Origin of the sequence: Streptomyces minutiscleroticus (genome assembly GCF_014650875.1) — a bacterium.
GTDB classification, from domain to species: domain Bacteria; phylum Actinomycetota; class Actinomycetes; order Streptomycetales; family Streptomycetaceae; genus Streptomyces; species Streptomyces minutiscleroticus.
Genome location: NZ_BMVU01000050.1, coordinates 12,154 through 35,007 on the forward strand (window position 1 = coordinate 12,154; position 22,854 = coordinate 35,007).

General features: G+C 75.2%; 14 protein-coding genes and 1 pseudogene. 8 read left to right on the forward strand and 7 right to left on the reverse strand.

What is annotated here, in order from left to right:
- Nucleotides 1–318: 318 nt before the first annotated feature.
- Nucleotides 319–837, reverse strand: a complete 519-nt coding sequence (locus IE271_RS32285; protein ID WP_190194042.1) for a hypothetical protein — start codon at nucleotides 835–837, stop codon at nucleotides 319–321.
- Entirely contained in the window at nucleotides 834–2,543 is a 1,710-nt protein-coding gene (locus tag IE271_RS32290) for a PHP domain-containing protein (protein ID WP_190194043.1), read from the reverse strand. The genes IE271_RS32285 and IE271_RS32290 overlap by 4 nt, the downstream gene beginning before the upstream one ends.
- Before the next feature lie 382 nt (nucleotides 2,544–2,925).
- Between IE271_RS32290 and IE271_RS32295 the strand changes: the two genes are divergently transcribed.
- Nucleotides 2,926–4,323, forward strand: a complete 1,398-nt coding sequence (locus IE271_RS32295; RefSeq protein ID WP_229919691.1) for a prenyltransferase/squalene oxidase repeat-containing protein — start codon at nucleotides 2,926–2,928, stop codon at nucleotides 4,321–4,323.
- A 32-nt stretch (nucleotides 4,324–4,355) separates the two neighbouring features.
- The gene (locus IE271_RS32300) at nucleotides 4,356–5,078 is read left to right on the forward strand and encodes a hypothetical protein (RefSeq protein ID WP_190194044.1); all 723 of its coding nucleotides are present in this window, start codon (nucleotides 4,356–4,358) and stop codon (nucleotides 5,076–5,078) included.
- Here the strand turns inward: IE271_RS32300 and IE271_RS32305 are convergent.
- Together IE271_RS32305 and IE271_RS32310 are read right to left on the reverse strand one after the other, a co-directional pair.
- Nucleotides 5,065–5,523 (reverse strand): NUDIX hydrolase, encoded by a 459-nt coding sequence (locus IE271_RS32305; protein ID WP_190194045.1) that lies wholly within the window; start codon nucleotides 5,521–5,523, stop codon nucleotides 5,065–5,067. The two genes, IE271_RS32300 and IE271_RS32305, sit on opposite strands and share 14 nt — an antisense overlap.
- Before the next feature lie 445 nt (nucleotides 5,524–5,968).
- Nucleotides 5,969–7,378: an RICIN domain-containing protein gene (locus IE271_RS32310; RefSeq protein WP_190194046.1), complete on the reverse strand. Its 1,410-nt coding sequence runs from the start codon at nucleotides 7,376–7,378 to the stop codon at nucleotides 5,969–5,971.
- A gap of 277 nt (nucleotides 7,379–7,655) precedes the next feature.
- On the opposite strand from IE271_RS32310, the pseudogene IE271_RS42485 reads away from it, so the two are divergent.
- Nucleotides 7,656–7,877, forward strand: a pseudogene (locus IE271_RS42485) (threonine--tRNA ligase); the annotation flags it as partial.
- A 253-nt stretch (nucleotides 7,878–8,130) separates the two neighbouring features.
- Nucleotides 8,131–9,081, forward strand: coding sequence for a homocysteine S-methyltransferase (gene mmuM / locus IE271_RS32315; protein WP_190194047.1), 951 nt, complete (start codon nucleotides 8,131–8,133; stop codon nucleotides 9,079–9,081).
- Nucleotides 9,082–9,131: 50 nt separating this feature from the next.
- Here the strand turns inward: mmuM and IE271_RS32320 are convergent, their stop codons facing one another.
- Nucleotides 9,132–10,772 carry a carboxylesterase/lipase family protein gene (locus IE271_RS32320; protein ID WP_190194048.1) on the reverse strand — a complete coding sequence of 547 codons (1,641 nt, stop codon included), beginning with the start codon at nucleotides 10,770–10,772 and terminating at the stop codon, nucleotides 9,132–9,134.
- A 454-nt stretch (nucleotides 10,773–11,226) separates the two neighbouring features.
- Here IE271_RS32320 and IE271_RS32325 point away from each other — a divergent pair, with 454 nt between their 5' ends.
- Both IE271_RS32325 and IE271_RS32330 read left to right on the forward strand, forming a co-directional pair.
- Nucleotides 11,227–12,381, forward strand: coding sequence for a LacI family DNA-binding transcriptional regulator (locus IE271_RS32325; RefSeq protein WP_190194049.1), 1,155 nt, complete (start codon nucleotides 11,227–11,229; stop codon nucleotides 12,379–12,381).
- 362 nt (nucleotides 12,382–12,743) lie between these two features.
- Entirely contained in the window at nucleotides 12,744–13,142 is a 399-nt protein-coding gene (locus IE271_RS32330) for a VOC family protein (RefSeq protein WP_190194050.1), read from the forward strand.
- Nucleotides 13,143–13,188: 46 nt separating this feature from the next.
- Here the strand turns inward: IE271_RS32330 and IE271_RS32335 are convergent, their stop codons facing one another.
- Nucleotides 13,189–13,911, reverse strand: coding sequence for a helix-turn-helix transcriptional regulator (locus tag IE271_RS32335; protein WP_190194051.1), 723 nt, complete (start codon nucleotides 13,909–13,911; stop codon nucleotides 13,189–13,191).
- A gap of 155 nt (nucleotides 13,912–14,066) precedes the next feature.
- Nucleotides 14,067–15,311: a YihY/virulence factor BrkB family protein gene (locus IE271_RS32340; protein ID WP_229919692.1), complete on the reverse strand. Its 1,245-nt coding sequence runs from the start codon at nucleotides 15,309–15,311 to the stop codon at nucleotides 14,067–14,069.
- Nucleotides 15,312–16,894: 1,583 nt separating this feature from the next.
- Between IE271_RS32340 and IE271_RS32345 the strand changes: the two genes are divergently transcribed.
- Nucleotides 16,895–19,486 (forward strand): Pls/PosA family non-ribosomal peptide synthetase, encoded by a 2,592-nt coding sequence (locus tag IE271_RS32345; RefSeq protein ID WP_190194052.1) that lies wholly within the window; start codon nucleotides 16,895–16,897, stop codon nucleotides 19,484–19,486.
- A complete protein-coding gene (locus tag IE271_RS32350) occupies nucleotides 19,483–22,782 on the forward strand; it encodes a non-ribosomal peptide synthetase (protein ID WP_190194053.1) in 3,300 nt (1,099 codons plus the stop codon). Before IE271_RS32345 ends, IE271_RS32350 begins: the two co-directional genes overlap by 4 nt.
- Nucleotides 22,783–22,854: the final 72 nt, after the last annotated feature.

Genomic DNA, 22,854 nt, shown 5'->3' on the forward strand with positions numbered 1-22,854 from the left:
GCCGCCCGCCCGCGCACGACCGTCCCCGGTCGTGTCCCGGCCGCCGTACGGTGGCCGGGACACGGCTGACACAGCGGACACAGCGGACACAGCCGACACGGCGAGCACGAAGGAAGCCACGGACCCGACCGCGCCTCTCCACCACCCGGTCCGGGCCCGCTGCCGCCGTACCGCCTGTGGGCGCGGCCCGCCGGGTTCTCCTTCGTGTTCTCGGGACCCGAAAAGCCCGGGACCGCGGACTGACGCGTCGGGCCCCGCGCGTCACGTCCGGGACGGAACGTGGCGTGCGGGGCCCGGCCGGGCCCTCAGCGGTCCGCCTCAGTGGTCCGCGCAGCAGGGCGTCGGGTCCGGGTGCTCGAAGGGCACCAGGGTGCCGCCCAGGGCGGGCATGGCGGCCAGGACCAGCTCGCCGTCCTGCCACTGCGGCCGCACGTGGTCCCGCGTCACCAGCGCGGTGTCCGCGGCGGGCGGCTCCTGGGCGCCCAGGACGGTCACCCGGTCGATCGCGGTGCGCGCGAGCAGCTCCGCGACCGTGAGGGTGCCGGTGAGGGACGCGGCTCCGGGGTACAGCACCGCACGGCCCGCCTCGTCGGGCACGCCGTCCGTGACCTCGTACCCCTGGTCCGTGAGCCGGTCCCGGGCGGCGTCCCGCGCCCCCTGCGCCGGCAGGGCGAAGGAGAGTGCGACCCGCGGCCGGCCGTCCCGTACCAGGTGCGTGCAGCCGAACACGTCCTCGGCCCCGGTGAGGCCGAGTCCGGACGCCAGCGTCCTGAGCAGGTGGTCGGCCGCGAGCAGGTCCGTGACGTCCGTGTCGACGGTGAGGGCGTACGGCGTCACGAGGGCAGGACCCAGACCGGGTTGGAGTAGAACCACAGGTCCTCCCACGGGTCGGCGTCGCCGATCACGTCGATGGCCGGGCCCGCCGGGTCGACGGCCGCGCCGTTCGGGCCGACGGCCGTGCGCTTGCCGTCGCCGCCGCGCAGCCGGACGTAGACAGGGTGGTCGACGCGGCCGAGGTCGTAGGTGAGCTTGACGGTGCCGCTGTCCTTGTTGACCTCGTAGGACTTGACGACCCTGGCCGTAGGCGCGGTGAAGGTGTCCTTGTCCTTCACCTCGCCGGTCACGTCGCCCTGGATGACGTCGACGCGCGCCAGCTTCGGCACGAAGCCCGCCCAGTTGGGGCCGCCCGCGAGCGCCACGTTCACGGTCAGGGTGACGCGCGTGCCCTTCTTCACGTGCAGGGCGCCGCCGAGCGTGGCCCAGCGGCTGCCGCCGGCGACCCGGACGTCGAGGCCGCTGATGAGCTGGCCGTGGTCGACCCAGATGCGGCCGGCCCGGATGCCGTCCATGACGTCGGCGTAGGTGAAGCCCTCGGCGCCGACGTGGGTGCGGCTGTAGTAGCCGGGCCAGTAGTCGTTCTCGGTGAGGTCGATCTGCCCGCCGTAGACGGGGTCGTCGTACCGGCCGTTGGCGTTGAAGTCGCCGCCGCCGCGCGCGGCGGTGTCGGCGTACACCTGGTGGGAGTCGGAGTTGGCGGTGATCCACCAGGGCTTGCCCTCGGCGAGGAGGCTGTCCCACAGGCCGCCGACGGTGGCGGTCATCCAGTCGAAGCCGCCCCAGGTGCGGTAGCTCTCCAGCGGGTAGCCGGCGAAGGAGTTGGCGCTCGGGCTGCCGTCGTAGATGCCGCGGGCCCCGCCGGGTCCGTTCGGCTTGGGCAGACCGCCGGCCTGGTGGCCGGGGGCGCCCTCGAAGCCGACGGCGATGCGGTGGCCCGGGGACGTCGCGTCGCGCCAGGCGCGGATCTCGTGCGGGGAGTCGATGCCCTTGCGCGCCGGGTGGTTGGCGAGCATCAGCGCGTCCTTGACCTTGCGCCGCTTCACCTGGTCGGCGAGGAAGTTCAGGCCCGCGACGGCGAGGGCCTCGTTGGCCGGGGTGGAGGAGGTGGCGCCCTTGACGCTGCCGTCGTAGCCGGTCTCGAACTGCTTGAGGACGGAGACCTCGTTCCTGCCCGGGTGCACGAAGACGGTGCCGTGCTCGGCGGCCGGGATGTTCCACTCCAGGCCCTGGAAGACGAGGGTGTCCTCGTGGGCGGCCCGGGCCTCGACGATGTCCGGGTTGACCTTCTCGACCCCGATCCTGGCGTGGGTGGCGCTGCCGTGGTCGGTGATGACCAGCCAGTCCATGCCGTGCCGGGCGCCCTGGCGGACCTGGTCGACGACGCGGTACTTGCCGTCGCTGCTGTACTGGGTGTGGATGTGGTGGTCGCCGGCCAGCCAGAGGAAGCCGTTCTTCCTGCCGCGGCCGCCGCCCTGGGCGTACGCCGGAGCGGCCCCGGCGGTCTGGCCGAGCACGCTGCCCGCCGCCAGGCCCGCGCCCAGCAGCCCGGCCCGGCGCAGCATCGAGCGGCGCGAGTGCTGTTCGGGGGTCAGGGCCTCGTCCGGGACGGAGGTGTCGAAGGCGGCCGGCAGCGCGGCGCCCTCGGAGCCGTGCCCGTGGCCGTGGCCATGATCGTGATCGTGGTGATGGTGGTGCCCGTGCCCCATGGTCGCTCTCCTCGCTCGACGCCACCGGCGTGGCCGTGTCGCATGCGAGAGTCGACGGAAAACATGAACATTGAACGACTTGGGGGTGATCCCCCGCCGGCCTCGTCACGACCACTCACCACCCGCCCGCGCCGCCCGCTCGCACCACTCGTGCCGCCCGTCCGCCTCCCCGCCCGGCCGTTCCGTCCGACTCCCTGTCCGCCCGCGCCGTCCGGCCGTACGCTCCGCGAGCGCGGTCGCGGCACTCCGGCGCACTCAACTCCCGTTACAGGGACTTCAGTTGGTGCGGAATTCGGTCGCGCTCCCCGTCCCAGGCGCCCCTTCCACCACTTAAACTGAAGGCTTCCCTGGTCATGTGCCGCTTCGGGGGAGGAATCGGGCCGTGTCCCACCAGCAGCCGCGCCGCGACCGGTTCAGACCGGAACCCCTGCCCGGGATGCGCGACGGAGGCGGATCCGGCCGGATCGTGCGGTGGCTCGGCGGGTTCGGCTGCGTGGCCGCCGGATACGCGGTCTTCCAGTCGCTCCTCGGCGTCCTGCCGCCGGGCCTCGACGGCGAGAGCGCGCGCTACGCCGTGGCGGTGGTGAGCGGTCTCGGCACCGCCGCCGCGGCCTGGCTGTCGGCGGCTCTGCTGCGGGCCCGCGCCGCCGACCCCGCCCGGACGCCCGGCCCGTTCACCGCGCGGCGGGCCGGCACCGCGCCGGCCGCGCCCGCCCCCGGGCCGCTCCCCCGGCTGTGCGCGTCCGCGTACGAGACGCTGGTCGAGCAGGTCCGCGTCGTCGACGACCCGGACCGCGGCCGGCTCACCGGCTGGCCGCACTCGCTGGGCGAGCAGGAGCACGGCCGGCCGACCTCGGTCGGCACGGCGTACGGCCTGCACACCCTCCTCGACCTCGGGACGCCCGACGGGCGGCTGGGCACCGGCGAGCTGGTGCGGACGCTGTGGAACCTCCAACTGCCCGACGGCGGCTGGTCGGCCCGCTCGCAGGGGGCGGCGGCCCGTCCCGAGGTGACCGCGCTGGTGCTGGGCGCGCTGGCCCGGGCGGGCGCGGACCCGATCCGCGTGGCCGCCGCGGCCGAGGCCTGCACGGCCCGCTTCACCGACGAACTGGACCGTACGGGGCGGGAGCTGACCCACGTGGTGACGACGGTGCTGCGCGGCCTGCTGCGCGCGGCGCCCGGCTCGGAGGCCCTGCCGCGGCTGCGGGACGCGCTGGCCGCCGGGGCGATCACCGATCCGCGCCGCGGGCACCGCCGCTGCTGGGCCTACCGGCTCGCCGCGTCCCACGGCCCGCCGTCCGCGGTGCACACCGCGCAGGCCGTGCTCGCCCTGGACCGCGCGGCCCGCGTCGCGCCCGAGCCCGACGCCGTCCGCGCCGCCCGCGAGGACGGCGTCCGCTGGCTGCTGGCCTGCCCGGACACCCGGCACGACGGCTGCCTGGACCTGACCCCCGTACGCGAGGAGGTGCGCCGCCCCCGCATCGACGACCCCGCGCGCCACGAGGTGCTCAACGTGCGGCACTTCGCCGCCGCGTGGGTGCTGCGCGCCCTGCTCACGCCCGGCGCCCGCGCGGTCGCGCACGAGGACGGGCTGGAGGACGCGTGGCGGGAGCGGCTGAACGGCGCGGCGGCGGCCGTGGCCGCTGCGCAGACCGACGGCATCTGGACCTGGTCCCCCGACAACGCCGGTGAGCTGCTCCGCCGTCCCCTGTGGATGACCTATCAAGGTCTTTCGGCACTGCGTGCCCATGCCATATGGATGTACCGACCGGACGATTGAGCCCGGACGCGGGCCGGCGGGGGAGGATGCGCATGGGCGGTCGGCAGGTCCTGGCGGTACGGCGGTCGCTGGCCGAGGCACTGGACGGCGAACTGCCCGAGCACGAGCGCCTGGCGGTGGCGCGCTCCCTCGTCGGCGAGCTGGGCGCCCCCGGCCGGCTCCTCGAACTGGTCGCCGACCTCGCCTCGGGGGAGGGCGACCCGGAGGCCTGCGCCCGGCTCTCGTACCGCCACGTCCTCGGCTTCGACAAGCTGCTGCTCGTCGACGCGGGCTCGCGCCACATGCTGCGCGCGCACCTGTGGCACCCCGGCGGGGGCGCGGCGGGCGGGGAGGACGTGCACAACCACCGTTCGCCGCTCGCCTCGTGCGTGGTGCGGGGGCGGCTGACGATGGAGCTGTACGCGTCCGGGGACGGCGGCGGGGCACCGGCCGAGCGCTACCGGGAGTCCCTGGCGGGGCGGTCGGCGGACTGGCTCCTCGAACCGGCGGGCGCCGCGTCGCTGAGACTCGCCCAGGTCGCGGAGTACACGGCGGGCAGTACGTACGCCCTGCCCGCGCACACCCTGCACCGGGCCAGGACCGAGGCGCCCGGGCCGACCGTGACGCTGTTCCTGGAGACGGGCCGGGGACGGCGGCGGCACACCGACGTGTTCACGGCGGGGCCGCACCCGGAGGCGGTGCCGAAGGTGCCGCTGAGCGTGCGCGACTACCTGGCGGAACTGGCCGCGCTGGCCGAACTGCTCAGGGCGTCCTGAGCCGCCCCGCGCCCCGCGGTCCGGCCTCCGCGACGGCCTCCAGCGCCTGCCGCACGACGTCGAGGTTGTACGCGTCGACGTCGACGGTGGTCAGCTCGGAGGGCCGCAGCCAGGTGAAGGTCTGGTCGGACTCGGGCAGCGTGATGTGCCGGGAGAGCGGCCTGACCAGGAAGTTGTCCTGCCGGTTCTTGGTCTCGTGCCCCTGGTAGTCGCTCACGAAGGACGACTCGCCGACCTTGCGGACGACCTCGCCCAGCAGGCCCGTCTCCTCCTTGAGCTCCCGCAGCACGCCGTCCTCGGGGCTCTCGCCGGGCTCCAGCTTGCCGCAGGGGACGCCCCAGACACGGGGCAGGAACCGCTCCTTCTCGCTGCGCCGCACCAGCAGGACATGGCCTTCGTGCATCACGACGGCGGCCGCCAGTCGCTTGTCGCCGGGGTGCTCCATGTCGCTTCCTCGGTCCCTCGCCTGTCGGGCTCCACCACGGGTTCGCGTACCCGTGAAGGGTCAACGGTATCGTGGGCGGCCGTCCGGCGGCCCCTTTCCGGCCATGATCGGTCGCACGCCCGTACGGCACGTGCGTCCCGGGGACCTGCGTCCGGGACCCCGTCCCGTGCGAGGACCTGGGGCGCCCCGGTTCCGGTCGGGACGCCCCAGGCGTCTGTCGCACCCGCCCCCGCGGGAGGCGGGTACCGCGGAGCCGGTCCGTCGCGCACCGGCTCCGCTCACGCGCTCGCTCCGCGGGCAGAGGTGTGAGTGTTGTCCCGCTCCTCCCCGAAGAGATAGGGCTTCTTTGAGCCCTCGGCACCGGGGACCCGGCCGGGGGCCCGGTCCCGGCCGCCGGGCCGACGGGCGGCACGCCGCGCCCGGGCGCCTGCCGGGCCCGGCCGGGTCAGGCGGCGCGGGTCCACTGCTGGTTGGTGCCGCCGTTGCAGGCGTGGGTGATGAGCGCCGCGGAGTCGGCGGCCGAGCCGCCGCTGACGTCCAGGCACTCGCCGGTCGCCCGGGACCTGAGCAGGACGTACCCGCCGGACGCGGTGACGCTCCACTGCTGGGCGGTGGCCGTGGAGCACGGCTCCTGGGTGACGCCTGCGGCCTGCTCGGTCAGGCAGAAGGAGCTGTGCCGGGCCATCAGCCGGACGTACCCGCCGCCCGCGTCCTGGAACCAGAACCGCTGGTTGCCGCCGCCGTTGCAGGTGTACTGCTTCAGCGCGGCGCCCGCGAGCTGCGACTGGCCCGGGACGTCGGCGCACTTGCCGCTGTGCCGGGCGGCCAGCGTCTCGTAGGGGCCGCCGCGCCCCGTGACCGTGCCGGCGGCGGTGTCCACGACGGTCTCCGGGTACCAGGACATCGACAGCGTGGTGGCGCTCGGGAAGGACAGCGGCAGCCAGACGTGGCGCGAGTCGTTCACCGTGCCGCCGAAGGAGTTGCCCCACCGGTCGCCCAGGTAGAGGTAGGAGGTGCCGGAGGTGCCCTGCACGGGCAGCACGTACGCGGTCTGCGAGCCGTAGGCGGTGGAGTCGCCGACGTTCGCCATGGCGGTCCAGGGCCCGGCGGGGCTGGTGGCGGTGGCGTACTGCTGCTGGTTGGGGCTCCAGCCGGTCGCGCCCGACGTCAGCATGAAGTACACGCCGTTGCGCTTGAACAGCGCGGGCGCCTCGCGGTGGCCGCCCGGCCAGGGGTTGGCGACGAGGCTCGCGATGCCGGTGTAATCGGCGGTGAGCCGGTAGATGTGCAGGTCGTAGTTCTCGCGGGCGGCTGAGACCATGTAGCCGGTGCCGTCGGTGTCCGTGAAGACCGTGATGTCGCGGGACATGTGCTGCCCCAGCGGGCGGAAGCTGCCCCGCCAGATGTAGTTCCCGTCGACGGTGTCGGACACGGCGACGGCGGCGCGCGCCTCGCCGTAGTCCGTGCCGTTCTCCTTGTGCATCCACATCACGAACTTGCCGGTGGCCGCGTTGTACATGACCTTCGGCCGCTCGATGCCGGCGCTCGCCAGCTCGGCGGCGCCGGACTGCGTCAGGACGTGGTTGCGGAACTCCCAGTTCTTCAGGTCGGTGGAGCGGTAGGCGTCGACGTACCGGAAGGTGTTGTCGGCGTTGCGGTGCTCGCCGAACCAGTAGTAGTACGCGCCGACCTTGAGGACGCCGCCGCCGTGGGCGCGCACGGGCGCGCCGGACACGTCCGTGAACTGCGTGCCGCTGACCACGGCCTGCGGGGCGGCCTGCGCGGGGCCGGCGCCCGCGAGGGCCCCGGCGACGGCGAGGCAGAGGGCGAGGAGCACCGCGTGCGCGCGTCTCATCGCGTGCCCCCGCCGCCGGAACGGACCGGTCCGCCGGGACCGGAGTGGTCGGGCAGGTCGTGTGCGCGGCTCATGCGGGACTGCCTCTCCGGGGTGGGGGGACGGCACGGCGCGTCCGTCGTTCGAGATCCCGTATGCGATCTGCCCTGCCGAACGGCGAGAACGGCGGTAACCGTAAAGCCGTGCCGAGAACGAGGTCAACGGGTCGGGAGGGACCGAAAGTTGCGAAGCCGGCACCCTGCGCCAGGAGGTGCGGTGCGGACGCGGGGCCCGGACACGCGGACGGGCGGGCGGGCCGGAGCACGGCAGCCTCGGCGCCCGGGTCCGCGCGGCCCGCCTCGTTCCGTACCAGGCGGTGATCGGCGCGCGGGAGGCCGCGGCGGACCGGGGCGCCCTGCGCCTGCGCGGCGGCCGCCGCCTCGGTCCGCTCCCCGCCGCCGACGTCCTCGCCCGCGTCCGCGGCCTCGTGGCCTCCCACGGCCCGGACCTGTGGGACGCGGAGGCCGGCCGGTCCCTTTCGGAGGGCTGCCCTCGGAGGGCTCCCCTCGGACAGGTCCTCCCCGGTCGGGGTCGACCAGTGCCGTGACCGGAAAGGTTTGCCATGGGCTCGCGGCGTCCGGTGCGGTGCATCGCAAGGCGGAGGACCACCCTCGTACCGGGCGTACCCGGGTGGCTCCGACAACGCGGCGAAGTGCCGTGCCGGGCGTCGTGAGCCGGTGAACCTTTCCGGTCACGGCACTAGCGTCGGGGGCATGAGCACCGCCTCCGGCCGCGCGGCCCCCACGACCTCCCCCGTCCCGCTCGCCGAGGCCCTCGCCGCGGGCCCGGTGGTCCTGGACGGCGGGCTGTCCAACCAGCTGGAGGCGGCCGGGCACGACCTCGGCGACGGCCTGTGGTCGGCGCGGCTGCTGGCCGAGCGGCCGGAGGCGGTCGCCGAGGCGCACCTCGCCTACTACCGGGCGGGCGCCCGCGTGGCGATCACGTCGAGCTACCAGGCGACCTTCGAGGGGTTCGGGGCGCGCGGCGTCCCGCGCGGGCGGGTGACCGAGCTGCTGGGACTGAGCGTCGCGCTCGCCCGCGGGGCCGCCCGCCGTGCCGAGTCGGGCGGCGCGGCCGGCCCGCTGTGGGTGGCCGCCTCGGCCGGGCCCTACGGGGCGATGCTCGCGGACGGCTCGGAGTACCGGGGCCGGTACGGCCTGACCGTCGGCGAGCTGGAGCGCTTCCACCGGCCCCGTCTGGAGGTCCTGGCCGCGGCCGGGCCCGACGTGCTCGCGCTGGAGACCGTGCCCGACGCCGACGAGGCCGCGGCGCTGCTGCGCGCGGTGCGCGGACTCGGGGTGCCGGCCTGGCTGTCGTACAGCGTCGCCGGGGACCGCACCCGTGCGGGCCAGCCGCTGGAGGAGGCCTTCGCGCTCGCCGCCGGTGCCGACGAGGTGATCGCCGTCGGGGTGAACTGCTGCGCGCCCGAGGACGTGACGCCCGCGGTGGAGACGGCCGCGCGCGTGACGGGCAGGCCCGTCGTGGTCTACCCGAACAGCGGCGAGCGGTGGGACGCGCGGGCGCGCGCGTGGCGGGGGCGGTCCACGTTCGCACCGGAACGGGTCACCGAGTGGGTCCGTGCGGGCGCCCGCCTGATCGGCGGCTGCTGCCGGGTGGGCCCCGCCACGGTCGCGGGGATCGCGGAGACGCTGCGGACGGCGTGATCCGCCGCGGCCGCCCGCCCGCGCGCCGGGCCCGCCGGGCGGGGCCGCCATCAGGGCCGACGGGCACCGGCGGAGCGGCGGAAGCGCGCCGCGACCGACCGCCGCGCCGTACCGCGTGGGGACGGACCGGGTCGGGGACGCGCCGCGGGTGCGGACACCGCAGAGCCGGACCCCCTTTCCCAGAGCGCCAGTTGGCGGTCGCGCGGGCCGTACGCGACGACCGGCTCCCCGGCGGCCGCACATGCGTCACCGCCCGCCTCCGTACGCGGTTCCGCTCCCGCGCCGGCGCCGAAGACCCGTACCGGGTGCGCGGCGTCCCAGGCCGGCCAGCCGGGGTCCCCACCGCAGGCGAAGCGCACCCACGCCCCGTGCACGGCGTCGGCGAGTTCCTGCGGCGCGCCGGGGCCGGCGAGCCGGGCGGCGTCCGGCTCGCCCAGGGTGTCGAAGACGAAGCCCAGCTCCAGGGCGTGGCAGGCGCCGAGCCCGGGGAGGTTCGAGGGCCAGGCGAACTCGTAGACGTACGAGGGCGCGGCGGCGCCGTCGCGGGCGTCGGCGAGGCGGTGCAGCGGCGCCCGCAGCAGATGATCGGTGATCATGTCGCCGACCAGGTCGGCGGCGCCCGCGCCCGGACGGGCCGCGCGGTAGCCGCGGGGCACGGCGGGACCGCAGCGGCAGCGGGCCCGGGCCCCGGCCAGGGCGAGGGGGCCGAGCCGGTCGAGGCGTTCGGCGAGCCCCGTGGGCGCCAGCCACAGCCGGTGCTCGTCGCGGGTCCAGCCCAGCAGCAGTTCCACGTCCCGGGCCGCACCCTCCTCCACCAGCGCGCGCAGCGGGTCGCGCGGCACCACGTCGCCGTCCACGACGACACCGAAGGCGGGCCCGCCCAGGAGCGGGCCCGCGCGGCGGCCCACCGCGGCCTGGGCGGCGGCGAGGCGCCGCCGGTCGACGGCGGCGAACGCGGCGGCGGTGGCCGGGACCCGCAGCCGGGCCGCCGTCCTGCGCACCATCCGCCGCACCCTGTCCCGGTCGGTGGCCTCGGGCGCCCCGCTCTGCAGCACCGCCCGCCGGAACAGCCCCCCGGCGCGCGGGCTCGCGAGCAGCGCGCCGATGCTGATGGCGCCCGCGGACTCGCCGAAGACCGTCACCCGGTCCGGGTCGCCGCCGAACGCGCCGACCGCCTCGCGCACCCACTCCAGGGCGGCGATCTGGTCCCGCAGCCCCGCGTTGGCGGGCGCGTCCGGGAAGAGGCCCCAGCCCTCGACGCCCAGGCGGTAGTTGAGGGACACGAGCACCACGCCGTCGCGCGCGAAGGCGCGGCCGTCGTAGACGGGCAGGGCCGAGGAGCCGCGGGTGAGCGCGCCGCCGTGGATCCACACCATGACCGGCAGGCGGGCGGCGGGGTCCGGCTCGGGCGTCCACACGTTGAGGTTCAGGCAGTCGTCGCCGGGCACCACCGGGTCGGCCAGCAGCCGGGCGAACCGCGCGGAGTACGGCGGCTTCGGCGGGGTCGGGCCGAAGGAACCGGCGTCGCGCACGCCGTCCCAGGGCTCGGGCGGCACGGGCGGCATGAAGCGGCGGGGGCCGAAGGGCGGGGCGGCGTAGGGGACGCCGCGGAAGACGGCGACCCCGTCCTCGTAGCGGCCGCGCACCGCTCCGTACGGGGTGGTGACGACGGGATCCGGTCTCTCGGCCATACGTGCCTCTCCTCCCTGCCGCGGACGGCGGTGCCCGCGCCCTCGCCGGCGCACCGCACCGCGTCGCACCGCGGCGCGCCGTGCGACGGGGCACGACGGGTCCCCGGCCGTCCGGGGGCCCGGCCCGGTACCCAGTGGATCATGACTGCGCGGCCGGCTCACCGCCGCAGCGCCGCCCGGGCGCCGCGACGGCACCGCGACGGACGCGGCCGGGCACGCGGCCGGACCGCCACGGGAGCGCCGCCGGGCGCACGCCGCCCCCTCCTCCCGCCGGGCCCCGGCCGTCCCTGGGGTCCCGGCGGCGCGCTCCGCGCTCTTCCGTGCCGCGTCGGCCCGGCCGTACTGTATGGGACGACCGGAGGAAGCGCTTTCTACACGGTCGTACCGCCGCCGTACGACCACGGCCGTTCCGCCGTTGTGCAGGCCCGCGGGACGGGGCCGGAGAGGTGGGCTCATGGTGCGTACGCCGGGCACGGCCGGACCGACCCTCGCGGTCGTGGCGCGGGCGGCCGGTGTGTCGGTGCCGACGGCGTCGAAGGTGGTCAACGGGCGCGCGGACGTGGCGCCGGAGACGCGCCGCCGGGTCACCGAGGCGCTCGACCGGCTCGGCTACGTGCGCAGACCCCGCCACGACGCGCTGCGGCCGCCCGCGCTGGTCGACCTCGTCGTGCCTTCGGCGGTCAGCTCCCGCTCGGGCGCGGTGCTGCACGGCGTGGAGGAGGCGGCGCGCGAGGCGGGCCTCGAGGTGGTGGTGTCGGTGAACCCGCCGGGGACGCCAGGGACGGCCGGGACGGCGGGGACCACCGGGGCGGCGGGGACGGTCGACGGGCCGGGCGGGCCCGGGGGAACCGGCCGTCCGGGCGGGCGCGGCGGGTCCGGCGGACCGGACGGGCGCGACTGGCTGGACCGGCTGGCCGCGCGCGGCTCGCGCGGAGTGCTGTTCCACCTCCTCGGGCCGGACCCGCGGCAGTACGCCTGGCTGGCGCGGCACGGCGTGCCGTTCGTCCTCGTCGACCCGGTGCGCCGGCCGCCGCCCGGCGTGGTGTCGGTGGGCGCGGCGGACTGGCACGGCGGGCTGACGGCCACCGAGCACCTGCTCGCACTGGGGCACGAGCGCATCGCGGTGGTCGCGGGGCACCGCCACCGGATGCGCGGCGGCGCGCGCGTGGCGGGCTACCGCTCGGCGCTCGCGGCGGCCGGGGTCCGGCACCGGCCCGAGTACGTGCGGTACGGGGACCCCGGCGAGGCCGGGGCCTGTCGCGGCGCGCTGGACCTGCTGGACCTGCCGGAACCGCCCACCGCCTTCTTCGCCTGCTCGGACCGGACGGCCCTCGGGGTGTACGAGGCGGCCGCCCGGCGGGGGCTGCGGGTGCCCGAGGACGTCAGCGTGGTGGGCTTCGACGACCTGCCGGAGGCGCGCTGGGCCAGGCCCGCGCTCACCACCGTCCGCCCGCCCCTGTCGGAGATGGCCGCGACGGCCCTGCGCCTGCTGGTGCGCATGATGGCGGGCGAGCACTTCGAGGGCACCCGTACGGAGCTGTCGACGTGCCTGGTGGAACGGGCGAGCACGGGGCCGCTCCCGTACGGCCGGGCGCGCGCGTGCGGCTAGTGCCGTGGCCGGAAAGGTCTGCCGTGGGCTCGCGGCGTCCGGTGCGGTGCGTCGCGAGGCGGAGGACCACCCTCGTACCGGGACGTACTCGGGTGGCTCCGACAACGCGGCGTGGGGGTCCCCCCTGCTCGAAGAGCCAGGGGGAGTGCCGTGCCGGGCGTCGTGAGCCGGTGAACCCTTCCGGTCACGGCACTAGGGGCGCCCACCTCCGTCCCCGCACCTGTCTCCGCCCCCGCTCCCCCACCTGTCCCCATGACCGCACGCCGACCGGGCCGCCGGCACCGGCCCGCCGCCGGCCGTGCCCCGCCGAGGTGTCCGATTCCTTCAAGACCTCCGCGCCGGTGCCGTCCTACGGTCGCCGTATGACTCCACGATTCGCCGTGATCGGCCTGGTCGTCTCCGACCTGGCCGCCTCGCTCGCCTTCTACCGCCGCCTCGGCCTCGTGTTCCCCGAGGGCGCCGAGCGGCAGCCGCACGTCGAGGCCGGACTGCCCGGCGGGCTGCGCCTGGCGCTCGACACCGAGGACACCGTCCGCTCCTTCCACCCCGCGTGGCGGCCCCCGGCGGGCGGCGGCCGGACCTCGCTGGCCTTCGCCTGCGACAGCCCCGCCGACGTCGACGCCGTGTACGCGGAGCTGGTGGGGGCCGGCCACCACGGGGAGCTCAAGCCGTGGGACGCCGCCTGGGGCATGCGGTACGCGGTGGTGCACGACCCGGACGGCAACGGCGTCGACCTCTTCGCCGCCCTGCCGGCCGGATAGTCCGGCGGCTCGGTCCGGCGCCCGGCGACCCAGCGGCCCGCCGGGGCTACCGGCCCAGCAGCGTGCCGAGCGGCATCCCCGTCAGGTCCCGTACGTCACGGGCGAAGTGGGCCTGGTCGGCGTAGCCCGCGCGGGCCGCCGTCCGTGCCGCGGGCACCCCGGACCGGACCAGCGCGAGCGCCCGCTGGAGCCGCAGCACCCGGCCGAGCGTCTTGGGGCCGTAGCCGAAGGCGGCCAGCGAGCGGCGGTGCAGCGTGCGCGCGCCGAGTCCCAGGCCGTCCGCGACCGCCGCGACCGGACGGCCCGCCTCCAGGCCCCGGACGATCGCGCGGAGCAGCGGGTCGGGCGGGTCCGCGCGGGCGGCCCGGTCCAGCGCCAGCTCCTCCAGCGCGGCCGCGGGGCCGACGGCGGCGTCGACGCGGGCGGTCAGGCGCCGCACCCGGTCCGCGGGCCACAGGTCGGCCAGGTCGACGCGCCGGTCGCGCAGTTCGTGCGCGGGCACGCCCAGGTAGGCGGGCGCGGTGCCGGGGAAGAAGCGGACGCCCGCCCAGCGCGTGGCCGGGCCCTCGGGGAGGTGGGCCCGGGTGTCCGGGCCCGCGACCATCAGCCGCCCCTCGGTCCACAGCAGGTCCATGCACCCGTCGGGCAGGACGGGCCGCGCCGCGGGAGCGGCTGGGACGTTGGTCCACACGACCGCGCCCGGCACCCGGGACGGCCGTTCCGCGTACCCGCCGCCGTCCGCCGGGGAGTTCTCACCGACCGCGTCCACGCGAGGAAGGGTACGCCGTGCGCTGCGGGCGGCCGCGGCCACCGGGACTCCGCGGGGGCGGCCGCCGCCCCGGCGCGTACCGCCCGTGCTCCGTGCGCCGCCCCGCCGGACCCCGCCCCCGGCGCGCCGTCGGCGCGTCGCCGGGTCCCGCCGTCTCAGAGGCCCGGCGGCGGCCCGTCCCCGTTCCCGTTCCCGCTCGCCCCTGGACCGCCCGCCCGCGCGCCCCCGCCCGGCTCGTCCGCGGACCGTCCGCCCCCGTCCCGCGCGTCCTTGGTCCGCTCCCCCTTGGCCTGCGCGTGCTTCGCGTGGGTGCGCAGCCGGGAGGTGACGTCCTCGGGGGGCAGGAAACGCGACCAGCGCTCCGGGAACTCGGAGGGCATGTCGGGGTCCTCGGGATCGTGGGTGCGGGCCGCGGTCATCCGGGCCACGTACTCGGCGGCCTGCTCCTCGCGCGCCCGCTCGTTGGCGGCGCGGGCGGCGGCCGTCGCGGCGGCGGGCCAGACGCGGTCGATGGCGGCGTTGACCGCGGCCCCGACCAGCACCGCGAACGCCGAGACGCCGATCCACAGCAGTACGGCCACGGGCGCGGCCAGCGAGCCGTAGATCGTGGGCCCCTCGACGGTGTTGGTGAGGTAGATGCGCAGCAGGAAGCTGCCGAGGACCCACATGGCGAGCGCCACCAGGGCGCCCGGCACGTCCTCGACCCAGGGCGAGCGCACCGGCACCGACACGTGGTAGAGGGTCGTCAGGAAGACGATGGACAGCACGATCACGACGGGCCAGTACAGGATCTGCACGACCGTCGTGGACCACGGCAGGATGTCCACCACCGCGTCCGGGCCCGCGACCATCAGCGGCAGCGCGACCGAGCCGATCAGCAGCGCCACGATGAACAGCAGGAACGCCATCAGCCGGGTCGCGACGATGCCCCGCACCCCGTCGAGGCCGTACATCACGGTGATGGTGTCGATGAAGACGTTCACCGCGCGCGAGCCCGACCACAGGGCGAACAGGAAGCCGATCGAGATGACGTCGGGCCGGCCGCCCTTCATCACGTCGTCGAGGATCGGCTGTGCGATCTGGGTGACGCCCCGGTCGGAGAGGACCGTGCGGGAGGCGTGCAGGAGGTTGTTCTGCAGGCTCTGGATGGTGTCCGCGCCGGTCCAGTCGTCGACGTAGCCGAGCAGGCCGATCATGCTGAGCAGCAGGGGCGGCACGGACAGCAGGGTGAAGAAGGCGGCCTCGGCCGCCAGGCCCAGGATCCGGTACTCCATGCACGAGTTGACCGTGTCCTTCAGCAGCAGCCAGGCGGTCCTGCGCTTCGAGACGTTCCGGTACAGCGCGCGGGCGCGGTGGAGACGGCCGGACGGGCTCTCGGGTGATGTTCTCGCTGGCTGCACGCCATAAAGGTATCTGCCACGGGGCGCGCCCCTCACCGCCCGGCGCCCCCGGGCGCCGGAGCCGCCGGGCGGCGGGGCACGGGGGGACGCCTCCGCGGCGGCCGTCCGGCGGGCGGCCCGTGCGAAACCGGTGCCCGTTCGCGACAGCAAGCGGGCGATCGCCTGCGTAATCAATAAGAAAACGAAAAACAACGCATCAGAAACCGTCGAAAATGATCGGAGGTGTTTTCGGCCATGGCTTGTCCACTCACCCACCAGGCATCGCCTCACGGTTCGGTGTAGAGGGAAACGGAACTGACAATTGCGGTTCTGCTGACTCTGCGAACAGTTCCCGGTGAGGCAGGGGCCAGGGACGGGTGACGATGCGCGGGGACAGAACCGCGAACAATGAGAAAAGGACAAAAGCCATTCTGCCCTTGACCCGTTGAACGGGCATGCAGAAGAATCCGATTGTATTCTCCTCCGCACATGCCGCGGAGGAGGAGCCCAGTCCACCTGACCCGGCACATGGTTTCCGTCCTTTACCGGTGCCGGATGTCGAACGGGGGAAGGAGGACGCGGGCGCGCTGCGACTCAGGGGATGTCCTGGACCCGACCCCTTGGAAGCCGACCACTTCGCGAGTCCGGCCGCTTGCCCATCCGCGCCTTGCAGTCTCTGCAATTCTGTAGATTCGAAATTCAGCCACATCCGTCGTTCCGCACTGCCTCCGCAACCGGTGCCGCACGCCCGGTTCGATGTCCGGTGCGCGCGCACCACGCTGCCCTGCAGTATTGCCTGACCGGCGGGCGGGATTGCCTCGCATATCCCGCTCCGGAGATTTTCATGTTCATGCTCGCTCACCGGGCGGTCCTCGACGGACCGCACTTCGACGACGCGCTCGGCGGCAGAAAGACCGGGAACAGACGCGCCCGCTGACGGCGACGACGCCGTCCCACCGGCATGTGATCACACATGCCCACTTCTGTGTGCAGGTCCGCGATCAGCGACCGCGGCCGCTCCTCCAGCGTGTTCCCTTCCGTCAACACCCGACTGCCGAGGTCGTCGACACCCATGCAAGCCGTGCGCCCGCCGTGGCGCCCCCTTCTCCCCGGCCGTCCCGTGGCGGCCGGCGGCCGTCCCGGGTCCCGTACCACCGGCGTGCGCGCGACCCCCGGCCCCGCACCGCTCGGCGTGCTTCCGGCCCCCGCCGGCACGGCGCCCGGCGGCGGCGCCCGGCTCCGGGCGCCCCGGACGGCGGCCGCGCGGGCCGCGGGGCCCCTTCCGGATCCGGCCGCCGGCGCGACCCCCCGGCCCGCGCGGGACGTTCCCGCGGAGACGCCCGGCGACGCGGACGCGGCGCGCTCCGCCGCTCCCCGGCCCCGCGTATCGGCCCACCGGAGCGGCGTGTCCGTCCGGTCGAACGCCGTACGCCCCGCCCGCTCCGGCACGTTCCGGGCCCGCGCCATCGCCCCGTCCGCGCGGCGGCCGGAGCCGCCCGGCCCGGTCCCAGGGGCCCTGAGCCAGGCCGGAAATTGCCCGCGGCAGATGCAATCCAGAACCTGAGTCCGACCGAATACCCATTGCAACTGATTGATCCACTGATATGACGACATATCCACGAGGAGCTGATGAGGTGGCAGAAGCAGGCGACGTCTCGACAGCCGAGCTGGCGGGACCCGCGGGCGCCGGAGCCGGGTACGCCGGCCCGCTCGCGGGCGCCGAGGCAGAGCCCGTCTCGGACACCGAGAGGCTGCTCGCACAGTTACTGGCCGAGGTCGTGCGGACGGAGCGGGTGCCGGCCGACAGCCACTTCTTCGACGACCTCGGCGCCAACTCGCTGACGATGGCCCACTTCTGCGCCCGGGTCAGGAAGCGGGACGACCTGCCGTCGGTGTCCATGAAGGACGTCTACCGGCACCCGACGATCCGCGGCCTGGCCGCGGCGCTCGACCGGCCCGAGCCGTCCCGGACCCGGCCGCCCGCCACGATCGGCCCCGCCGAGCAGCCACCGCCCGGGAGCACCGCGCGGTACGTGCTGTGCGGCGTGTTCCAGGCCCTGGTCTTCCTCCTCTACTGCGCCCTGGCCGGCCTGGTCACCGCCCGGGGCTTCGACTGGGTCTCCCAGGGGACGGGGCTGCTCGGCCTCTACCGGCGGGCGGCGGTCTTCGGCGGCGGCCTGTTCGTCGGCGTGTGCGTCTTCCCGATCGCGGCCAAGTGGATCCTGGTCGGGCGCTGGAAGGAGACCGAGTTCCCCGTCTGGGGCGCCGCCTACCTGCGCTTCTGGACCGTCAAGGTGCTGGTGCACGCCAACCCGATGATCCTGTTCATCGGCAACCCGCTGTACGTGTGGTACCTGCGCGCGCTGGGCGCCCGCATCGGCCGCAACGTCACGATCCTGACCCGCACCACCCCGGTCTGCACCGACCTGCTGACGATCGGCGACAACACGGTGATCCGCAAGGACGCGATCATCTTCTGCTACCGGGCGCACGCCGGCCGCATCCAGACCGGCCCGGTCACCCTGGGCCGCGACGTGTTCGTCGGCGAGAACACCGTCCTGGACATCCGCACCTCGATGGGCGACGGCGCCCAGCTCGGCCACGCCTCCGCCCTGCAGTGCGGCGAGGCCGTCCCGGCCGGCCAGCACTGGCACGGCTCCCCGGCGCAGCGCACCGACGTGAACCACCTGCGGGTCGAGCCCGCGCGCTGCGGCACGCTGCGCCGCGCCGGCTACGCCGCCGCCACCGTGCTGCAACTGCTCCTGCTGGGCCTGCCGCTGACCATCGGCGGCGCGTACATGCTGGTGACCGAGGTCCCGGCGCTGGGCGGACTGCTGGCCCCGGGCACGACGAACCTCGCCTCGGCCGCGCTGTACCTCGACGCGCTGGTCCTGTCGCTCGTGCTGTTCTTCGGCCTCGGCCTGGTGGGCCTCGTCGTGCTCTTCACGGTGCCCCGGCTGGTGAAGCTGGTGATCCGCCCCGAGCGGGTCTATCCGCTGTACGGCTTCCACTACTCGCTGCACCGCCGCGCCGCCGGCATGACCAACAACAAGTTCTTCCGGTGGCTGTTCGGCGACAGCAGCTACATCGTCCCCTACCTGAGCACGCTCGGTTACAACCTGAACAAGGTCGAGCAGACCGGGTCGAACTTCGGTACCGAGGTCAAGCACGAGTCGCCGTACCTGGTCTCCGTCGGCAGCGGGACCATGGTCGCCGACGGCTTGTCGATCATGAACGCGGAGTACTCCAGCACCTCGTTCCGGGTCTCGCAGACCTCCATCGGGGCGCACAACTTCCTGGGCAACCACATCGCGTACCCGGCGGGCGGCCGCACGGGCGACGACTGCCTGCTGGCCACCAAGGTGATGGTGCCGCTGGACGGCGAGGTCCGCACCGGGGTGGGGCTGCTCGGCTCGCCGCCCTTCGAGGTCCCGCGCACGGTGGAGCGCGACACCCGCTTCGACCACTACCGCACCGGTGACGAACTGCGCCGCCGACTGGCGGCCAAGAACCGCCACAACCTCGCCACGATGGGCGTCTTCCTCGTCCTGCGCTGGGCGCACGTCTTCGCGCTGACCGTGCTCGGCATGGCCGCCCTCGACACCTACGAGACGGCCGGGCCCCTGGTGGCCGCCGGCTACCTGGCGCTGACCCTGGTGTTCACCGTCTGCTACTTCGTGCTGATCGAACGGGTCATCCTGCGGTTCAAGCCGCTGCGGCCGCGGCTGTGCTCCATCTACGACCCGTACTTCTGGCGGCACGAGCGCCTGTGGAAGGTGCCGGACGATTACCTCAACGCGTTCAACGGCACCCCGTTCAAGAGCCTGGTCTGGCGGATGCTCGGGGTGCGCATGGGCCGCCGGGTCTTCGACGACGGCTCCTACATGACGGAGCGGACGCTGGTCGCCGTGGGCGACGACACCACCCTGAACGCGGGCGCCAAGATCCAGGCGCACTCGCAGGAGGACGGCACGTTCAAGTCCGACCACATCACGGTCGGCGCCCGCTGCACGCTCGGCATCGGATCGCTCGTGCACTACGGCGTGACCATGGGCGACGGCGCCGTACTGGCCCCGGACTCCTTCCTGATGAAGGGCGAGCAGGTACCGGCGGGGGCCCACTGGGGCGGCAACCCGGCCACCGAATGGCACACAGCGGTGGAGCGGACGCCCGCCGCCGGGGGGAGGACCCGATGAGCACGACCACCACGACCACCACACCGGACCGCGCGTACTGGCACGACGTCCTGCTCGCCGGCGGGCGCACCGCCGTGCCGCGGTGGACCTCGGGCCCGGTGCCCGGCGTCGCCGAGTACGAGACGGCGATCCCGGACGACCTCGTGGCGCGGCTGCGCCGGCTGGCCGAGGCGCAGGGCGTGCCGCCGGCCGCGGTGCTGCTGGCCGCGCACGCCAAGGTGCTGTCCGCGCTCTGCGGCGAACAGGAGGTGACGGTCGGGCTGGTCGCCGAGCGGGGCGGCCCGGCACTGCCCTGCCGGGTGCCGGTCGAGCCGGGCCCCTGGCGCTCGCTCCTCGACGCCGCCCACCGGGCGGCCGACGGGACGCGGGCCCACAAGGACTTCCCGGTCGGCGAGCTGGGCCGCGAACTGGGCCTCACCGCCCCGCCGTACGAGACGGTCCTGGACCCCTACGGCGTCGGCGGCGAGCCCACCGGAGGCACCGTGCTGCGCGTCGGCGTGCGCGGCCGCGGCGACGGCTTCGCGCTGCGCCTGCGGTTCCGCACGGACGTGCTGGACACCGCGTACGCCGACCGGATCGCGGGCTACCACCTGACCGCCCTGGGCCGGATCGCCGCCGAGCCGGACGCCGCGCACGGAGCGCGCAGCCTGCTCTCCGACCGCGAGACCCGCTTCCAGCTGGAGGAGCTGGCCGGCCCCGTCCGGGAGCTGCCGCCCCGGCGGATGCACGAGCTGTTCGAGGAGCGGGTGCGCGAGCACCCGGACGCCGTGGCCGCCGTGCAGGGCGGCCGGGAGTGGACCTACCGCGAGCTCAACGGCCGCGCCAACCGGATCGGACGGGCCCTGCTCGCCCGCGGCCTGGGCCACGAGGACGTCGTCGCGGTGGTCACGGAGCGGAACCTGGACTGGATGGCCTGCGTGCTCGCGGTGTTCAAGGCCGGCGGGGCCTACCTGCCCGTCGAGCCGCACTTCCCGGCCGACCGCATCGCCGCCACGCTCGGGCGGGCCGGCTGCCGCGTCGCGCTGACCGAGCCCGGCTCCACGGCCACCCTGGACGAGGCGCTGGAGAAGCTGCCCGAGGTGGACAGGGTGCTGGTCGGCACCGCGTACGAGGAGGGTCACGCGGACGACGACCTGGGCGTGCGGGTCGCGCCCAACCAGCTCGCGTACATCTACTTCACCTCCGGCTCCACGGGTGAGCCCAAGGGCGCGATGTGCGAGCACGCGGGGATGCTCAACCACCTCTACGCCAAGATCGACGACCTGGGGATCGGCGAGGGGGACACGGTCGCCCAGACCGCGCCCCAGTGCTTCGACATCTCGCTGTGGCAGCTGGTCGCGGCGCTCCTGGTGGGCGGCCGGACGCTGCTGGTGGAGCAGGACGCGGTCCTGGACGTGGAGCGGTTCGTGGACCGGATCGCCGACGGCCGGGCCGCGGTGGTCCAGGTGGTGCCCTCGTACCTGGAAGTGGTGCTGTCCTACCTGGAGCGCCATCCGCGGCTGCTGCCGGACCTGCGCTGCGTGTCGGTCACCGGCGAGGCGCTGAAGCGGGAGCTGGCGCAGCGCTGGTTCGCGGTCCGGCCGAAGGTGAAGCTGGTCAACGCCTACGGACTGACCGAGACCTCGGACGACACCAACCACGAGGTGATGGACCGGGCGCCACAGGGCGACCGGGTCCCGCTGGGCCGCGCCGTGAACAACGTGCACGTCTACGTGGTGGACGAGGGGCTCGGGCTGGTGCCGCTGGGCGCGCCCGGCGAGATCGTCTTCTCCGGGGTGTGCGTCGGCCGCGGCTACGTCAACGACCCGGAGCGCACACGGGCGGCGTTCGTGGCCGACCCGCACCGCACGGGCCGCCGGCTGTACCGCAGCGGCGACCACGGGCGCTGGCGGCCCGACGGCAAGCTGGAGTTCCTCGGCCGCCGGGACGCCCAGGTGAAGATCCGCGGGTTCCGCATCGAGATCGGCGAGATCGAGAACACCCTGCTGCGGGTGGACGGCGTCCGCGACGGCGCCGTGGTGGTCGCCGGGCAGGAGGGCGGCGGCAAGCAGCTGGTGGCCTTCTACGCGGGGCCGAAGGAGCTGGAGGCCGACGTCCTGCGCGAGCGGCTGGGCGCGTCCCTGCCCTCGTACATGGTGCCGGCGGCGTTCCACTGGCGCGAGGAGCTGCCGCTCACCGCCAACAGCAAGATCGACAAGAAGGCCCTGACGGCGCTCGCCGCGGAACTGGGCTCGGCCGAGGCGGAGTACGCCGCGCCCGCCACCCCGGCCGAGAAGCGGCTCGCGGCGGCCTGGGCGAAGGTGCTCGGCCTGCCGGAGGAGAGGATCGGCCGGCACGACCACTTCTTCGACCGGGGCGGCAACTCCCTGTCGGCGGTGCGGCTCGCGGTCGCCCTGGACCGCGCGGTGTCGCTGAAGGACGTCACCCGGCGCCCGGTCCTGGCCGACCTCGCGGGACTGCTCGACGGGACGGCCGGCGACGCGGACGAGGCGGCGGCGCACGGCGCGGCGGACGCGGACTCCGGGCTGCTCCAGGAGCTGTCGGTCCCGCCGGGGGCGCCGCGCGGGACGCTGGTGTGCTTCCCGCCCGCCGGCGGCAACGCGGTGAACTTCCGGCCGATGGCGGACGCGCTGCGCGACAGCGGGCTCGCCGTGTACGCGGTGGAGCTGCCCGGGCACGACCTGGACGACGAGGGCGCCTTCGCGCCGCTGGAGCGGGTCGCCGAGCGGGCCGCCGCGGAGATCGCCCGGCGCGGTCTCACCGGCGTGCTGCTGTGGGGCCACTCCTCGGGCGCGGCGCTCGCCCTGGAGACCGCGCGGCGCCTCCAGGAGCGGGGCACGGCGGTGGACCGGGTGTTCCTCGGGGCGCAGCTGCTGGGCACGGCCGCCGAGCGGCGGGCCGCGGTGGCGGAGCTGTCCGGGCTGTCCGACGCGGAGATCGCCGCCCGGCTGAGCGCCGACGACGGCCTCGAAGGCCTCGACGAGCTGGACGAGCGGCACCTGGCGCACATCGGCGCCGCCTACCGCCACGACTGCGTCTCCGCCCACCGCCACCTCGCCGAGCTGCTGGACCGGCCGCCGGCCGACCGGCTGTCGGCGCCGGTCACGGTGGTCCTCGCCGCCGACGACACGCACACCGCCAGGGCCGCGGACCGGCACCGGGAGTGGCTCCTGCTCGCCGACCACGTCGACGTGTGCGAACTCGCCGACGGCGGTCACTACTTCCCGCGCACGCGGCCGGCCGAAGCGGCCCGGGTCGTCCTGCGCGCGGCCGACCCCTCCGCCCCTTCGTCCTGAAGCGGCGCGAGGCACGAGAAGCACGAAGCGCAACGAGAGAAGGGAACAACACGTTGTCGTCCTCATTCCCCA

Coding starts and splice junctions, on each gene's coding strand:
- IE271_RS32320 (WP_190194048.1), bottom strand. CDS start 10,772: ATGGCCGAGAGACCGGATCCCGTCGTCACCACCCCGTACGGAGCGGTG.
- IE271_RS32350 (WP_190194053.1), top strand. CDS start 19,483: ATGAGCACGACCACCACGACCACCACACCGGACCGCGCGTACTGGCAC.
- IE271_RS32290 (WP_190194043.1), bottom strand. CDS start 2,543: ATGGGGCACGGGCACCACCATCACCACGATCACGATCATGGCCACGGC.
- IE271_RS32300 (WP_190194044.1), top strand. CDS start 4,356: ATGGGCGGTCGGCAGGTCCTGGCGGTACGGCGGTCGCTGGCCGAGGCA.
- IE271_RS32310 (WP_190194046.1), bottom strand. CDS start 7,378: ATGAGACGCGCGCACGCGGTGCTCCTCGCCCTCTGCCTCGCCGTCGCC.
- IE271_RS32325 (WP_190194049.1), top strand. CDS start 11,227: ATGGTGCGTACGCCGGGCACGGCCGGACCGACCCTCGCGGTCGTGGCG.
- mmuM (WP_190194047.1), top strand. CDS start 8,131: ATGAGCACCGCCTCCGGCCGCGCGGCCCCCACGACCTCCCCCGTCCCG.
- IE271_RS32330 (WP_190194050.1), top strand. CDS start 12,744: ATGACTCCACGATTCGCCGTGATCGGCCTGGTCGTCTCCGACCTGGCC.
- IE271_RS32345 (WP_190194052.1), top strand. CDS start 16,895: ATGACGACATATCCACGAGGAGCTGATGAGGTGGCAGAAGCAGGCGAC.
- IE271_RS32305 (WP_190194045.1), bottom strand. CDS start 5,523: ATGGAGCACCCCGGCGACAAGCGACTGGCGGCCGCCGTCGTGATGCAC.